Source organism: Verrucomicrobium sp. BvORR106 (assembly GCF_000739655.1).
Lineage (GTDB): Bacteria > Verrucomicrobiota > Verrucomicrobiia > Verrucomicrobiales > Verrucomicrobiaceae > Verrucomicrobium.
The window spans coordinates 21,724-38,267 of sequence record NZ_BATR01000085.1 but is presented as its reverse complement, the minus strand read 5'-3'; the positions used below and the strand labels follow the sequence as shown (position 1 = coordinate 38,267).

General features: G+C 60.9%; 11 protein-coding genes. 7 read left to right on the top strand and 4 right to left on the bottom strand.

Going from position 1 to position 16,544, the window contains the following annotated elements; translation table 11 throughout:
• Positions 1–824 precede the first annotated feature (824 nt).
• Positions 825–1,502 carry a hypothetical protein gene (locus tag BV106_RS35500; protein WP_051945736.1) on the top strand — a complete coding sequence of 226 codons (678 nt, stop codon included), beginning with the start codon at positions 825–827 and terminating at the stop codon, positions 1,500–1,502.
• Between the two features lie 93 nt (positions 1,503–1,595).
• Positions 1,596–2,054, top strand: a complete 459-nt coding sequence (locus BV106_RS12970) for a hypothetical protein (protein ID WP_038165241.1) — start codon at positions 1,596–1,598, stop codon at positions 2,052–2,054.
• Between the two features lie 94 nt (positions 2,055–2,148).
• On the opposite strand, the gene BV106_RS12965 is transcribed toward BV106_RS12970, so the two are convergent.
• The 4 genes from BV106_RS12965 to BV106_RS12950 all read right to left on the bottom strand — a co-directional run bounded on the left by BV106_RS12965 (position 2,149) and on the right by BV106_RS12950 (position 5,206).
• Positions 2,149–2,601 carry a hypothetical protein gene (locus BV106_RS12965; RefSeq protein WP_038165238.1) on the bottom strand — a complete coding sequence of 151 codons (453 nt, stop codon included), beginning with the start codon at positions 2,599–2,601 and terminating at the stop codon, positions 2,149–2,151.
• A 294-nt stretch (positions 2,602–2,895) separates the two neighbouring features.
• Positions 2,896–3,585 carry a hypothetical protein gene (locus tag BV106_RS12960; RefSeq protein ID WP_038165237.1) on the bottom strand — a complete coding sequence of 230 codons (690 nt, stop codon included), beginning with the start codon at positions 3,583–3,585 and terminating at the stop codon, positions 2,896–2,898.
• Between the two features lie 665 nt (positions 3,586–4,250).
• Positions 4,251–4,433 (bottom strand): hypothetical protein, encoded by a 183-nt coding sequence (locus BV106_RS12955; RefSeq protein ID WP_038165236.1) that lies wholly within the window; start codon positions 4,431–4,433, stop codon positions 4,251–4,253.
• A gap of 458 nt (positions 4,434–4,891) precedes the next feature.
• Positions 4,892–5,206, bottom strand: a complete 315-nt coding sequence (locus BV106_RS12950; protein WP_265595639.1) for a hypothetical protein — start codon at positions 5,204–5,206, stop codon at positions 4,892–4,894.
• A gap of 673 nt (positions 5,207–5,879) precedes the next feature.
• On the opposite strand from BV106_RS12950, the gene BV106_RS12945 reads away from it, so the two are divergent.
• The 5 genes from BV106_RS12945 (at position 5,880) to BV106_RS12925 (ending at position 16,529) form a co-directional block, all read left to right on the top strand.
• Positions 5,880–8,999: a hypothetical protein gene (locus tag BV106_RS12945; RefSeq protein WP_265595638.1), complete on the top strand. Its 3,120-nt coding sequence runs from the start codon at positions 5,880–5,882 to the stop codon at positions 8,997–8,999.
• Positions 9,000–9,121: 122 nt separating this feature from the next.
• Positions 9,122–12,106: a hypothetical protein gene (locus tag BV106_RS12940; protein ID WP_265595637.1), complete on the top strand. Its 2,985-nt coding sequence runs from the start codon at positions 9,122–9,124 to the stop codon at positions 12,104–12,106.
• A 160-nt stretch (positions 12,107–12,266) separates the two neighbouring features.
• Positions 12,267–13,259 carry a MoxR family ATPase gene (locus tag BV106_RS12935; protein ID WP_038165232.1) on the top strand — a complete coding sequence of 331 codons (993 nt, stop codon included), beginning with the start codon at positions 12,267–12,269 and terminating at the stop codon, positions 13,257–13,259.
• A gap of 268 nt (positions 13,260–13,527) precedes the next feature.
• Positions 13,528–14,415, top strand: a complete 888-nt coding sequence (locus BV106_RS12930; protein WP_265595636.1) for a DUF58 domain-containing protein — start codon at positions 13,528–13,530, stop codon at positions 14,413–14,415.
• Positions 14,412–16,529 (top strand): BatA domain-containing protein, encoded by a 2,118-nt coding sequence (locus BV106_RS12925; protein ID WP_038165231.1) that lies wholly within the window; start codon positions 14,412–14,414, stop codon positions 16,527–16,529. The genes BV106_RS12930 and BV106_RS12925 overlap by 4 nt, the downstream gene beginning before the upstream one ends.
• The last annotated feature ends 15 nt before the right edge of the window (positions 16,530–16,544 follow it).

Here is a 16,544-nt window from a genome sequence, read left to right as displayed (position 1 = left end):
CGGATGCTGTCGGCCTTCCCACCTGAGCATCATCGTTGGACGGCACCCAACGCAGACTCGCTGGAAGCTCGCCAACATTGGGCTTGTGGCCGCATCCTCTTCGAGGAAGAACTTCGACTGAGTGTGTGGACGGTGTTGATTCCTTGGCGGCGATCCCAAATCGCACGCGATTGGAATAGGCGGCAAGGAACCGACTCTGGCTCAGCCCTCTCTGTAAGTCCCCTCATAGGATTTGGGCCTGAAAGGCCCACCGAGCCCAGCCCAGGGGCATAGGCCACGAAGTGGACGGAGACCCTGGGTATCTCCGCAGAGGATGATCAGGTGGGAAGGCCGACAGCATCGGCTTCCTCCCCACTGCCATCAACACCTCCACGTCGGTTGGACCAGTTGTCATGCGCTGACTGACATTCGCGGCAAGATGCCGCAAACAGCACGCAGGATGCGTGCGCTCCCCAAGCTTCCCGGGCACAGGCCATTTAAGGCCTGTGAGTCTGTGCCTCTCTACCCAAGTTCCTTGGCAGGCACTAACTTCCCGGCATGCGAGGTTTTCCCGTGATGCCCCACCACTCCGGCCCCGCGATCCACGCTGCCGGAGGGACATCCAAATCGCGCTGAGAATCAACGTTGCTGAACTGCTACGGTTCGAGATTGTCACAAGGGCCGCCAAAGCGGTGTCGAGTCACCAGCACTCCAAGACGCTTCGCGACTTTGGAAACGCTGGAGCGGACGGAAGGCTCTTCGTGGGAGGGCGCCACTCACCGCGATAAGGGGCGACCTTGTTACTGGCCTTTTTCCACAACCTACCGCAAAATAGGACACCCTAGATGAACACGAGTTCAACTCCATCTCCCACCACCCCCTGTCACGTGCGGGGCGGCGCACGCATTGGATTCGTCAACTACACCTGGCCACTTGCCACGCTGGAATGCGATGCGGCACACCTCAGCGTGGCCACCACGATGTTCGGTCTGCTTGAGACGGGCCGACATCGATTCTCCCCGGAGCAGGTTGTTGCCATTGAACCCTACGGAGGCATTCCGGTTCTCGGTGACGGGATTCGCATCCGACATACCTCCACCGAGGCTCCCGAGAAAATCATCTTCTGGTGCAACCCGGCCTCCACGCTCAAGGCCATCGCCAATGCGGGCTTCATTCCTGCTGGAAAAGCCAGCGAATTGTCCTCCGTCGGCAAATCGCGGGGATTTCCGTTGCGCATCGTTCCTATCCTGGTCGCGGTGGCCATCTGGAACGCGCTTTTCATTTTTCAGTTTTTGCAAGCGGACGCCATCACCGCATTTCCTGGTCCGCTCATGCTTGCTGCGGTGGCCTTCCTCTTTGGCATCTCGGCAGCAGCGCTCCGGTTCCCGGGATTTCAGGCACAGTTGCTGAAACCAGGCCGCAGTTTCGAGGAAGTCCGGCCTGTGTTCCTGCTGCTAACGGTCATTTCAGGCTTGATGCTGCTGGTCTTCACCTTGCTCACCGCAGCCAAGATCTTCAGGTAGCCCCGCGCCGCCCAGACCAAGCTCCAGTCACTAGGCACTTAGCACCTCCCCCCTTTACTTCCCCCGGCTCCTGCCTACTTCTTCCCCTCGTACATGAGCACGCAACAGAGTCCATATCATCGCAAAGGAACACCGGGCGGCCCCGGATGCCGGGTCAACCTCCTCCCTGTACAGGGCCCGACGGCCCAGGGAACGACCGCGAACTTCGCCCTGCTGGATGCGGGCAAGGAAGCCTCTGAGGTCGAGTTGCTGCGCACCATCGTGAAAGGTCTGGGCGTGAAGTGGGGCAACGACGACTTCGGCTGGTGGGCGGCAGTGCCGGAGAAGCCGATCAGCGCCTTTGCTGCGGCTCTGTACAAGGCCGCCACGGATCCTGCTGTGGCGAAAAGCCCTCACTCTCTCTATCGCGAGGACGACAACGGAGGACGCTTCCATGTGGGCGATTTCGAGACCCGCCGCGCGGCGGAGGAACGCGCCAAGGAGCTCGCCTCCGGCGGACACAAGCAGTACTTCTTTGTGGAGCCGATTGTGCAGCCTCCGGGCAAGGCGTGACCGATCCCAATAGGATGGCCCGGAGAGGCTTCAAGAATCCTCCGGGCCCATCTCACCTCGCCCCCTGCGATCATCGTGCCCTGCTGCGCCCAGATCACCGGCGAAACACGGCCTTGGGAGAAAATGAATGGAGAAGCTGTGCCCCGAACAGACTTCCCATTACGGATACAAGAAGCGCCATGCAAGACATGACCAGAAACCAGACCTCTGGCGCCTCACCGACCACGTGTTTCACGACAACAAGCCGGGCACCATTCACCTGCCAAGAGTAGCCTTGAAGCTCCTCATATTTCCGGGCCAGGTCTTCATAGGTAGGCAGTTCGCCGATTCGGCGCAAGTTCCCCTCCGCATCCCTCAGCGCGAGAAGGTACTGCTGGTACTCCGCCGCCGCTTCTTTCATCCTAGGCGGATCCAAGTAATCCTCCCGGGGGTCGAGAGCGATCATCCCCGCAGCCATCCCAATGATCTGCACGGAGAATAGGAGAATCATCATGATCAATCCCCCCCACATGGGCCAGTCAGAAAGGGCGAACCGCGTGTGCTTCATGGGCAGAAGGGTTAGGGAAGTGAATTGAGTTTCCTCAATTTTCGCGATGAACCTACCTTACAAAGGTCGGCGGGCCAAAAGCCAGTGAAAAATGTACACAGGAAAGGAAGGCTTGCGCGAGCGCCCGCCGGGTCGTTGGCCACCGTTGCGAGCTGCGCTCGCCCTGTCGTATCGCAATCGCCTATCGAGGAGAGACCTTGAACACGAAGTTGCCATTCGGCATCAGGCTGCGACCGAGCGGCGGATTCTTGTTTAGCTCTTCTTCCATGGCGGCGTATTTGAAAGATGAGGCTACTACAATAGCGTATCGCGCAGCAAGGCGACATCTTCGATGGGAGAGTTCTCCGGAAACGCGATTCCAACGAATCGTTTCCACTCAGCGTGGAGTTGGTCGAAGTTGGTGCAGTTCCAGAGGAAGTCGGCTGGCACGTGATCGTTCGCAACGGAGCCCAGCTTCACCAGCGTGGCCGCCAATGTGGGCACATCGTTGGGGCTGCCATATCCCATTAATGCCAGTATGAGCTGCCCCAATAAAAGGAGCGGAGCCTCACGGTTGGACCACCCATCCGTCTCAAGGCGGGCGAACAAATCTCCGAAGACGGGATAGAGCAATCTTAGCAACTGCTCGTCCCCCAAGGCATGGGCATCTTCCAGGAGACGGATACATGGATAGTTGGCGGCCATCGTGAGAGGGACACCATCTGGTCCGGCACACAGCGCGACTGCCACGGAGTTTGTGAACACGCGGAACCGGCGGAAGCGATCAGGATCCTTTTCGGTTTCCGCGTCGCCCCACATGGTCAATCCAATCGTCTCCGTGATGTCGAAATCTGCGTCCTTGGGCAGTTTTCGAGATTTGAGTATCGCGGTGAACTCTCGGACGTATCCCGGAAACCCTGGATCATTCGGACTGAAATCCCACACGTCACGGGGAGTCACCTTGTCGACAGCATAAGCAAAGAGCTTGTAACAGGCGGGAGTCATTGGGGGGCCGGTGTGGAAAGGATGCCCAAAAATCGCGAAAGGCAAGCGAGGCTGAGTGTGTGGCGATGGAAGTGGACGTGATGGGTATCTTAGAAAGACATGCTTTGAAAGAAAATGAGATTGGCCTCCACACCTGACCGCGAGGCGGGGTGATACCCAACGTAGACTCGCTGGAAGCTCGTCAACGTTGGGCTTGTAGCCCCATCCTCTTCGAGGAAGAACTTCGCCTGAGCAGGGAAGAAGCGTCGTTTCCTTCGGCAGCCTCCCCAGATGCGCGTGGTCGGGGTGGCCGCCAAGGAACCGCCTTGAGGTGCCGTATCAGTTCGCAGTTTATCCCTGAAGGGGATATCTAGCACAGCCCAACGTTGGACGAGCCCTGAGCGAGTCAACGTTGGGGGCCTTCGCAGAGGATTGATCAGGTGGTAAGGCCGACAGCACCCACTTTCTCCCCACCGCCGTCAACGCCTCCAAGTCCGGCGGATGCGATGTCATGTCTGCCCGACGTTCGCGGCAAGATGCCGCGAACAGCACGCAGGGATGCGTGCGCTCCCCAGCTTCCCAGGCACAGACTGCTTTAAGAACTGTCAGACCGCATTTCACCACCCCAGGTTCCTTGGCAGCCAATAACTTCCCGGTAGGTGAAGTTTCTCCGTGGAGCGCCAACTTCATCGAAATCCAATCCAAACACCCATAACAATCATCCCTAGAAGAACCAATGCCGTGATCGGAAGCTGGAATCCCACACGCCGCGAGTCGGCGAGTTTCAGGAGAATCGTCACGACTACGGCAGCGAGGCCAAGTGCGGCCGTCACGAGAGAAAGCTCTACAAGACTGAGCGGCGCAATCATAGGGGCAGTGCTTTGAGTGTTTCCTCCACGGGCGATTTCACCCCGAATAGGCTAGCCATCCAAGATATCAACATGGCGGTACACACCATGACCAAAAACGAGAGCTGGAAATTCGTCAACGTTGGACTGTGCCATAGATCCCCTACAGGGATCAACTTCGGACGGACTGAATCCGGCCAGACTGACTTGGTTTCTTGGTAGCTACATCCGCGGAGCCAGGAAGTGCGGGAGTGCTGGCTGCGGAAGATGGGGATCGGATCGGTGGATAGAACGTACGTCCCTGCGGCGACTGAGCCGGACCGCACGTCCGGACTACGCCCGAAGCGACACTGCGGAGTAGTTCGACGGTCCCCGTCGGCTCAGGAGCGGAGGGTTTGGCGGAAGAAGTGGCGGACGCTCTGGCCACTCATCACGTTCTTCAGCATCGTACCCGGGCTCCTTAACGAGTGCACACAAGATCATTCACCGGACATCGGCCAGAGGTCTTCACGGGGATACGCCAAATAGTCAGCAACCGCTGGCCCCAATCTCAGGCAGATTTCATCAATCAAGGCGTTCTTCAAATGCAGCGGTCCTTCAGGTTTCCCCTGAATTCCCCCCTGCAGTCCTTTGGCAATTGCCCGCTGATTGAGGTATCCGGCATCTTCCAAGAGATGCAGGTGACGATTGAGCGCGAGACTGAGAACCTCCTCGATGATGGCATTGGCCCGGTCGTGGTGATTCATTTCCATTTTCTGGTTATTCGTCGCTGCGTCCAATATATCAGCATTCATTGCCTGCTCCAAGCTGTTCCATACATGACACCTTCGCCATTAGGCTGGGCTCACCTTTCTCCGCGGCATGATCCCCACAGGCGGGCGGGGATGTTCAATCAAACCCAATGCCTTCAGTGAAAAGGATAGTGTGCCGTTTTGCCTTGGCAAGCCCCGGAGTAGCGATGGCGCATCCGCCATCCCGGTGGCAGGAATGCCGCTTCAGAAGGGCCGAAGGTCCGGCTTAATAGCAGCCTTGGGCAACGGCCCAAGGAATAGATGACCAAACAACCCATGAGGGCTGAAGGCCCGGCCTCATCAAGCCTGCCCACGACGAGCATCCCTGAATGACGTCGGGCCTACAGCCCTCAATCTCTTAAATGCCTAACGAACCTTGGGCGTTGCCCAAGGCTGCCATCACACCGGGCTTTCAGCCCTCAGTTCGTTCGCAGAAGGGAGGTCATCGGCCTCGCCGCTATTTCCCTGACGACATTGCAACAAAGCCAGCACTCCTTTCGTGCCCCCTGGTCCATCACCCTCACCCTCATGGATAAACTTTTCATCACCAATAAGCACCAACCGGGAATATTTTCCCTTCCCTTTTGAACGGCATCTGGGTTAAACCAGTCAGCGGAAAAACGAATCTTCATCACCCCCAATGAGTTCGGCCCACCCCTCGTCCTACGGACGCACCATGCCCTTGTGGCGAAATCTTGCTTTCACCGCTGCGCTGGTGGGGCCGGCACCTGTGGTGCTGCCGCTGTTTTTCACCGTGACTCTGCCTGCCCCCCGGGTGCAGGCGGCGGACGTGGACTACGGAAAGGGACTGGAGATCCTCTTTGACCTGGGCCTGCCAGATGTCTCTGGACCCGACTGGCAGTATCTCGCGCTTGAAAGCCTCCGAGGTTCTGAAATGGAGAACCCGTTCGGCGGGAGATCCCGCAGCGGCAAATCCTCAGCGGAGATTGAGGCACTTCAGAAGACGCTGACCCACGGCTGGGTGGAAAAGCCGACCGTCCCGGATTCAGCCCAGCCAAATCTCACGTATCGACGCATCCTCACCGACGGATGGCGGATTCAGGGCACGACCAACGACCAAGCCGCCTCCCGTCTCATGCGTCAGGCGGGGGTGCAGTGGAGCCAATTCGCGCCGACCAAGGAAGAGAAGGCGGCGGACGAGAAGGCAGACGCCAAAGCGTTGGCGCTGGGCATCCAGGAGCTGGCCAATGGAGACGCCAACACCAAGCGTACGCTCTTCTACTCTCCGGATCTCATCGTCACCTATCTCTTCCGCGCTGCGCAATACCATCGGCGCGGACACAAGGAGGAAGCGGCGGCGGCGGCGCAGGCGCTGTTCAGCCTCGTGGAGCGCAAAGACCGCTTAGTAGACCTGGCGGTCGAAAAACTGGCGGGCAACCGCTACGCGGAGGCCATGCAGAGCTTCCGACGCAACCGCGACTGGAAGGAACTCGAAGCTGCACTGGCCAAGCTCCTCGTCACCTACACGCGTGGCTGGACGGAGCGCCCTGTCGTGGAGCGCCTGCACAAGCTCGTGCAGCAACGGCTTGCCGTGCCGCAGGGTCAGGCTCCACCGCTGATCCATGCCGCCAACCTTTCTCCGGAACAGCAGGCATGGTGGCAGCAGCTAGACGTCCCGCCCAAGCGCAAGGGAGCCGCCGGTGCGGCCACCCAGGGTGCCCCGCAGGCAACGGCACAAAACGCCGCCACCGAGGAGGACAAGGAAGAGAGCGAACCGGAAGACGCAGAGGAAGAGCTGGGCGTCGATGAAAGCATGGGCAACCTGGAGCTGTCCAGCTTCGCCCAGATCTGGCTGTACGGCATGAAGATGCAGGCGGATCCGGACAGCCTGGCGATGTGGAAGGAGCAGACCGCATCCGCCCCTGCCTGGATGCGCGCGCCGCTGGAGAATGACTGGGACTGGATCACCGTCATGGCCGCCGGGCTGGGCGATGAGACGCTGACCGCGATGCCGGGGCGTGGGTACGACCGTTCCTCCAGAAGCTTCGATTTCGAATCGGACTCGCCAGAGCTAACCGAGGAAGAGCTCGCGGAACTGTGGGAAAACCTGCAACGCCCACCTGCTCGCAACGATCTGGCCCGTGAGTTCCTGCAGGTGGTGCTGCCCGTGAACGATGCGGAGGGCGATGAACTCCCCACGGACCCGGATGAACTCCGGCAGGTGGCGCTGGATCTTGCCAAGGCGCTGAAGGGCAAATCCTCACTGGAGATCGCCAAGTTCTACCTGAAGGGCGGCAGCGGAGAACAGAAGAGCCAGGCCATGACTGCCCTCATCCATGCGGGCGGAGAGGCTGACCTCAAGCAGGTGGAATCCCTCATTCTGGAAGAGCCAGGCCAGCGCTTCGAGCAGGCAACCACCCTGATTCGGAAGCAAAAGGGCGCCGCCAAGCCTTTCTTGGAGAAATACCGCAAGGCCCTGCTGGATGAACAGGTGCGCCAGGGCGGCAGCGATCCGGAAGTGGCCAAGGGTGAACTGCCAGCCTATCTCAAAGAACAGGTGACGATGCTCGAAGGCCTGACCTCTGGTCGGGGCCCTGTGGAGCTGCTGGAAGACTATGTGGCCGGCAAGCTCAGTGCGCCCCAGCTCACGCGGCAACTCAGTGCCCTGGGCAACGCCGCGGAAAACCGTGACCAGACGGTGGATGCCATCCTCGCGGCCGTGCCCCGCCTTCCCAAAGGCGATGGCGACCGCAAATGGCGGCTGCTTGCCCAGTGTATGAACTTTGGCCAGGGCATCACCGACGGCCGGAAGGAGGCCCTACGTAAGATCCTGCAGGACGACCCGGATGCGCCAGTGAAGTCCAACTTCGGTGCGACGGATCCTCTCTCCCGCTATGTGTACTGGACGGCCGACTATCTGGCCAACGACGACCTGGAATCCATCCGGCGCAAGGTCATGGGAGTCGTGGATGCTGAGGCGCTCTGGCCGCTGTGGATTGCGCGGGGTCGGGCCACGCTGGAGGGCACGGCCATGCCCCCCACTCCATCTTCAGCCAGTGTGACCTCTGAGCGCCGTCAGGCCATGCTCCAGGCTCTGGACGCCCCTCCAGACAACGACTGGGCGAAGTACTTGCAGTCCCTTACCCTGGATGAAAAACTCGCTCTGGGCGAGGAGATACGGAAGGCGGAGTTCAAGCCCGCCTGGCGCGAGCGTGCGCTGGTGGTGGTGGAAGTGGCGGGCAAGCAAGATGCCCTCTCTGAACTGGACGCGGTGAAGACCTTCACCGGGCAAAAGATCACGCCAGACTCCATCGTGAAACTGGCGGAGGCCTGCCGCAAAGAGCTGGGCAAGCTGGGCGAGGGCAAGGGCATTCGTTGCTTCATTCAGCAGAAACCCTTCTACCAAGGGCTGGCCCTCAATCTGGAGTTGAGCGATGCGGTGGAAGACGGCGAGGAAAACGCCTACGACCGCTCCCTGGTCTCCCAAGGTGCCAAATGGCTGAAGGGACTCCGCTCTGCCAGTCCAGAGCCTGTCGTGGTGAATGGCTACGCTTCCCTGCGCTGGATGCAGGGTCCGCGTGAGGCAGCCATGGCTACCTGGCATCTGGACAAGGACTCCAAGTGGCAGAACTGGGCCTCAGAAGAGCATGAACAACTGGGCCGAGCCCCCGGCTACGGCAACACCATACCCGAAGCAGAAATCACCAAGGTCCTGGAACAACGCATCAACACCTGGAACCCCGCCACCGAGTACTTCTGGGTCGAGGCCGGGGCGGTGAATCCGCCTCCGGCGGAGACTTCAGAGAAGAAAACGCCAGACGTCAGACCTGAATAACCTCGCCGCGGCAGATGGCATGTAAGTCATCGAGCCTTTGAACCTCTTGATGAACTGATACCGACTAAGGTCGGCACTCCAACCCTCTCCGCTGCCCCGCTTGGGGAAAGTCACCCACTGCCATGAATTCTGTCGATCACAGCATCAGCCGCTTGAGGCAGGCCCATGGGCCTGCGCGGCGGATGATGATGATCGCATGGTTCTCTGTCTCTGCCTGCCTCTGTGTTCCGGGGATTGTTCCCTTTATCCCTGACATGGGCGGCACGGCCTGCGCCGCGGCACCGGATTTTGGGAAGGGGTTTGACCTCTTGTTTGAGCTGGGGCTTCAGGAGCTGCCTGTGGACCGTTGGGAGTATCGGGAGATTGAGGGGGTGGGTAGCCGACAGATCCTCCCCAATTCGGGCGAGGATAAGATTCGGGCCGTCGTCACGGAGTTGGAGAAGACTTACACCCGGGGCTGGGCAGACAAGACAACCGGAGAGCCCGGCAAACCAGAGCTGCTGGTGTGGGATGGCTGGCAGATCCATAACAGCACCCAACTGGTGCACTCCTGGGGTGAACCCAAGCGGATCAGCCTGCTGCCAGCAGATGAGAGAGCCGACGCCCAAGCTCTGGCGAAAGGGCTGCAAGCCATCGCGACCTCCAAGCCGGTCAGAGAGAACCTCCTGTACAGTTCGGATACGATTGTTTCCTTCTTCTTCCGGGCCGCCCAATATCACCGACGGGGATACAGGGCCGAGGCAGAAGCGGCCGCACAGGCCTTGTTTGCCATCGTGCCCCGTCAAGACCGGCTCCTTGATCTGGCCGTTCAGACTCTCGCGGGTCAGCAGTACCAGAAGGCATTGGACAAGTTCTCCGGAACCCGGGACTGGCAGGCACTGAATACGGATCTCCAGCGACTTTTGCAAACCTACAGCCGGGGGTGGGCCGTCCGCCCCCTCATAGAGAAACTGCAACAGTCCGTCCAAAAACGCCTGTCCTCGCCACAGGTGCCTGCCCTCGCTCAAGCTTCATTCCTCACACCTGAACAACAGGCGTGGTGGGCATCCGTGACAGAGGGCCAGCCTCCAAAGAAGCAAGGCGCCACGGAGCAGGAACTTGAAGAGTACCCGCAAGGTATGGACTACCTGGGTAAGCAATGGCTGGCCGGAGTGCGAATGGCGGCCAATCCCGAGGGTTTCAGCGATCTCGAAACTCAAAAGGAGTCCCTGCCCACCTGGCAGCGCGCCGTCCTGGATAAAGACTGGGACTGGATCAGCGTGATTGCCGCCGGCCTGGGGGATGACGTCTTGGTGGGACAGCGCCTTCCCTCTTACGATCCGTATGAGGCCGGCTTTGACTTCAGTACCGATCCTCCGGAGCTGACCGAAGAGGAAATCGATGAAAAATGGCCGCACTTTTATCGTCCGCAGACGAGAGGCGAACTGGCACGTGATTTCATCGAATCGATCGTGCCCTTCCGTGAAGAGGAAGGCGGGGAACTACCAACGGATCTGGCGGAACTGCGTGACTTGGCACTGAAGACTGCCAAAGATGTCCACGGCAAGTCTCCAGTGGAGGTTGCCAAGTACTATCTGAAGGTTGTCAACGACGAACAAAAGTCTCACGCCTTGTCAGGCATCATCCGGAATGGGAACAATGCGGATCTTGATTCTGTCGCCAATCTCATGCTGGAAAATCCCCTCCAGTACTTTGAACATTTCACAGAGCTCGTGCAGCGACAAAAGTCAGCCGCCCAACCGGCGCTGGCGCAGTTCCGCAATACCCTGCTTGAACAGCTTGCACCCGCCCTGGACAAAGACCCCAACGTCAAACCAGGAGAGTTGCCTGAGCCCTTCCAGCATCGACTGAAGAACTTGGAGGCCCTGGCCGCAGGACGGACGATAGGTTCGGTGATCGAAGACTATGTCAATCGCAAAATACCCGACCTAAAACTCTCGCAAGAGCTGCGCACCGCGGTCGTCTCAGTGAAAGATAAGGAGTTGCTCCCGGACCTGGGTCTGGAGGCAGTCACCCGTCTCCAGAAAGGCGATGGCACACGTAAGTGGAATCTGATTCAGACTACGATCAAGTATCCGCTTGAACTCACCGATGCCCGACGTCAGGCTCTTCTCCAAATCATCCAGGAGGACGGCAACGCCCCGGTGATCCATGAAAATGGAGGCTCACGTCCGCTCGCGGATCAAATCTACTGGCTGGCGAATCTCTTCGAAGACTATGGGCGGAGAAATTTTGTCGCGGAGGTCTATCGCTTCGATCCCGAAGATCTCTGGCCCTTGTGGATTGAGCACGGCAAGGCCTCTCTCGAAGGCAGGCCCCTGCCCCCTCTCCCTTCTGCCGGGGACGTGCCCGCCCCTCGTCTCCAGGAAATCCTCCAGGCCATCCCAGGCCTGACAGAGCGTGGATGGCCTGAGTACCTGCGCACGCTTTCGCTGGCGGAGAAACTGGCTCTGCAAAAGGAGCTTCGCCAGTCAGGAGTCCCCCCAGAGTGGCGACCCTTGGCGCTCCGCGTCACCAAGGTGACTGGCTCGTCACCCGAGTTGGAGAAGTGGGCGCCACTTCAGTCCGCCTTGGGCAAGCCTCTTGACGGAGCCCTCATGGCCTCCCTGGCAGAGGTCACTCGCACTCGCACCCTTCAACAAGAGGGACAGGAAATCGGCGTCACCCTTCACCTCAGCCCACTGCCACTGCTGCAGGGCTGGCAGATCGAGGTTGAGACCTATTCCCCAACTGATCTGGATAGACCGAACTTGAATCTCCCCCGTACAATGGAGTGGATTCAGAAATTCGAGGGCCAGTTTGGTTCTCCTCCGGGCATCCAGGGCTGCGCCTGGCTTCGTTGGCCTCAAAACCATCGGGATCAAACCCTCTTCCACTGGCATCTGGATGCTGACCGCCGATGGCAGAACTGGACCTCGGCAGAATATCCCGGTCTGGGTGGCCCGGCGCAGGATGGCAACGTAATTCCTGAAACTCAAATGAGTGCCGCTCTCGACGAACGGCTGCGTAACTGGAACCCCACGGAATTGAATTTTTGGATGGAAGCCAGTGCTTTCAAGCCCGCTGCGCGGGAGCCGAAAGACACCAAATCTGAGGAACAGCCCTGACCATGAACACCGCGTCCAGCCTCACTGAGCCGCCTAAAGGCGGAACTCCAACCCTCTCCGCTTCTACTTCTTGGTTGGAGTACCGCCTTTAGGCGGCTCAGGACATCTGCCCGCTGAATCACTGAATCACTGAATTACCGATCAACCTCTTACCGATACGATGAGCGAAACAACCGACGCGGCCTTTGCCGCACAATGGGAACGCGCCAAAGACGCCGCTGCACGGGTGCGCCGTGAACTAGCCCGTGTCATCGTGGGCCAGGAGGAGATCCAGGAGCAGATGCTGGTCTCCCTGCTCTGCCGGGGACACTGTCTGATCGTGGGCGTGCCGGGCCTGGCCAAGACGCTGCTGGTCAGCACGCTGGCGCAGGCACTGGGGCTGAAGTTTCATCGAATCCAGTTCACCCCGGATCTCATGCCCACCGACATCGTGGGCAGTGAGGTGCTGCAGAGCGATGCCGGCGGGGTGCGCAAGTTCGAGTTCACCCCCGGCCCCGTGTTTGCCAATCTGCTGCTGGCAGATGAGATCAACCGCACCCCGCCCAAGACGCAGGCCGCGCTGCTGGAGGCCATGCAGGAGAAGCAGGTCACCGTAGCAGGCGTGACCCGCCGGCTGGAGGAACCCTTCCTCGTGTTCGCCACGCAGAACCCGGTGGAGCATGAGGGCACCTACCCGCTGCCGGAGGCGCAGTTGGACCGCTTTTTCTTCAACCTCAAGATTGGCTACCCCACTCTGGAGCAGGAGGCGGATGTGGTGCGCCGCACCACGGGCCGCAACCAGGACGTCGCCGAGAAGGTGCTGGACGCTGCCGGGGTGTTGGAGCTGCAGAAGGTGGCCGTGGAAGTACCGCTGCCCGACTCCGTGCTCCAAGCCATCCTGAAACTCACGCATAGCACCCGCCCTGAATCCCCTCTGGCCGATGAATATGTGAAGCGCTACGTCGAATGGGGCGCCGGTCCACGTGCCTCCCAGAACCTCGCCCGCGCGGCCCGCGCCCTGGCCCTATTGCGCGGCCAAGCCACGGCCTCCATCGAGGAAGTACGCGAGGTTGCCCTGCCCGTGCTGCGGCATCGCATCATCCCGAACTACCAGGCCACGGGAGATGGGGTGAGCACGGAGGAGATTGTTAAGACTCTGTTGGGGAAGATTTGAGGGGGAAGGATGCAGTGAAAAGTTGAGAGTAAAAAGTGATAAGTGGAATTCCTGCCATTCACGATTCCTCGAACCTTGAAAATCCAAAATCCAAAATCCAAAATCCAAAATCCAAAATCCAAAATCCAAAATCCAAAATCCAAAATCCAAAATCCAATCTCAAGCTTCACCGCCTAAAGGCGGAACTCCAACCCTCTCCGCTCCGACTTCATGGTTGGAGTTCCGCCTTTAGGCGGCTCAGTCTGATCATCCTTAAGCGATCCATTCCTTGAAACTTTCCTCCTCATCCAAATACCTGAGTGCCGAAGACGCCCGTGCTTTGCGTGCGATGGCCTTTGCGCCGCGCATGCTGGTGGAGGGGCATCATTCCGGGAAGCACCGCTCGCGCTGGCGTGGGGCTTCGATGGAGTTTCATGAGTTCCGTCCTTACACTCCGGGGGATGCGCCGCATCTGGTGGACTGGCGGGTGTTCGCACGCACGGACCGGTTTTACCTGAAGACGTTTGAGCAGGAGACGCGACTGGAGTGCCACCTCTTTGTGGACAGCAGCGCGTCCATGGGCTTCCCGGAGGAGCCGGGGGCGGTGACGAAGCTGGACTGGGCCTCGCACCTCGCAGCGTGCCTGGCGTATCTGGTGACCCTGCGGCAGGATCGCGTGTCCCTGACGCTGTTTGATGCCGCCATCCGCCAGCACCTGCCGCCGGGGGCCACGCGGGGCCACCTGCAGCAGATCCTGCACGCGCTGGAACAGAATGCCCCGGGACAGAAGACCTCCCTCTCGGTCGCGCTGGAACGGGCCCTGCCCCTGCTGAAACACAAGGCCACGCTGGTGGTGGTGAGTGATTTCCTCGATGACCCAGCGGCCATCTTTCGCGCCTTGGGTGCCTACTTGCACCGGGGCTTCCGCGTCTTCCTCTTTCAGGTGCTCACCCCGCAGGAACTCCTCCTGCCGGACACCGCTTACCGTCGTTACGTGGACATGGAGACCGCCACCGCCCTTCCCGTGCATCCCTCGGCGGTTCGTGCCGCCTACCAGCGCGAGCTGGAGGAGCACCATCGCCGCCTGTCCCAGCTCAGCGCCCGCCGGGGTGTGGAGTTCGTGCAGGCCCGCACTGACCAGCCCTGGCTGGACCACCTGAGGAGGCTCACACGATGAACTTCAGCATCGGCTGGTTGCAACCCGGACTGCTCTGGCTCGCCGCCTTTGCGGCAGCGCCGGTCATCGTCCATCTCGTCTCCCGCATCCGTCCGCCGGAGCGGCGCTTCCCCACGGTGGAGTTCCTCCGCCGGGCCATGAGCCGCACCTTCCGCTGGCGGCGTCCGCAGGACTGGCTGCTGCTGGCCCTGCGCACCCTGGCCGTAGCAGCCCTGGCGTTGTGCTTTCCTCAACCCGTGCTGGTGGGCGGGCGGAACCTGACCCAGAGCAGCGAGGGCAAACACCTCATGCTGGTGGTGGACCGCTCTGCCTCCATGGCCGCGAGCGGCGACGGGCAGTCCCGCTTTGCCCTGGCCGTGGCCCGCGCGGTGGAGATCCTCCGTTCCGCAGGTCGCGTTGAATCCTTGAACCTCGTGTGGCTGGATGCCCAGCCGGACGCCGTCTTCCCCGACATGGGCCGCAGCCGGGAGCGGCTGGAGGAGGTGCTGCGCGCCGCCACCGTGTCCGGTCAGCGTGGGGACGTGCCGGGGGCTCTGCGGCTGGCGCTGGAACGGTTGGAGAAGCTCCCCGGAGCCAAGGAGATGTATGTGCTCTCCGACCTCCAGGCGACTGCCTGGCGGGAGACCCTGCCCGCGGCGCCGAAGGACGTACAAGTTTTCAAAGTGAAGCTGGGCAACGAGGCGCCCAACCTCGCCCTCAGCGGGCTGGAGACGCAGCCGGTGGAGCCCTTGCCGGGCGAGAACGTGCAGGCCCTGGCACGGGTGAAGAACTTCTCCCCCGAGGCCCGGATTGCCACCGTGGTGTTCTCGCTGGGCGATGCCCGCTCCACCCGCCAGGTGGAGGTGCAGCCCTGGGGTGAGGCCCAGGTGGGCCTGAACCTCCCGATCACTGAGGTGGGCAGTTTTGTCGTAAGGGCCACCTTGCAGGGCTCGGAGGACCGCTTCGCCATGGATGACCATCGCGCCATTGTGCGGCGCGCCCGGGAGGGGCTCAAGGTGGGCGTCCTACCCACGGCCCTGGCTCCAGAGGAGCGCGAGGTCTGGCAGCGTGCCCTGGGCGCCCTGCCGTGGGCCAATGTTCAGCAGGGAGCGGTCGCAGAGCTGGGCAGCACCTGTGAGATCCTGGTGGCGGCAGATTCGGGAGAGGAAACTACCAAAGCTGTGCAGGAGGTGCTGCGTCGCGGCGGCACCGTGTTGTACCGCCCGCTCGCCGCTCCCTGGCAGCTGGGCCCGGTCGGCAGCGGTCAACCCGCCCTCACCGCCTCCCTTGAGAAGACGCCGACGGATGCTCCCTGGCATCTGCGCATTGCCAATGAGAAGGCCGAGGTCTTCCAGCTCTTCAGCACCGGGGAATTCGGTGATCCCGCCCGTGGTCTCTTTCATCAGCGCGCCCGTCTTGCCGGAGGCGCAGACGATCTCAAGGGCTGGGACCTGACCATGGCCTACAGCGACGGCATGCCGGCGCTGGCCCGCAAAAAGGTGGACCAGGGGGCCGTCTGGTGGTGGAATCTTCCCATGGCCCCTGGCGCATCCACTTGGTCAGGCGAGTCCGCCTTCCTCCCCTTCCTGGGCGAGGTGATCCTTCAGAGTCGTCCCGTCACAGCCCTCCCGCCTGGCACCGAGGTCCAGCCCGGCCAGTCCGCCGCATGGTCCCCTGCCCGCCTGCTGGAGGGCGGCAAAGTGCAACTCATGGACCAGACCGATGCCGCGGTGCCGGTGCAGGAAGATCTGCAGACCGGTGGCCAGCGTTACTTCACCGCCCGCCCGCTCGAGCCCGGCCTCTACCGCTGGCTCGTGGTGCAGGAGAATCAGGGCGGCACCGGCCATGTAGTGGCCCATACGGCGGTGAACGTGCCGGAGGAGGAGATGGACCTGCGCACCCTGGCCCCCGAGGCGGTGCCGTTTGGCGAGACCCTTGCCACCGGGAATGCCGCGGCCCTCAGCTTCGCCCAGCTCCGCGATGGCGTGCCCCTCTGGCCCTGGCTGCTGCTCACAGCCACGGCGGCGTTTCTCCTGGAGTCTTTGCTCCTCGCCTGGTGGGGAAGGGGTGGGCGGAAAGACCAAACTTCAAACGACAAACTTCAAAATCCAACAGCTTCGAGCTTCACCGCCTAAAGGCGGAACTCCAAC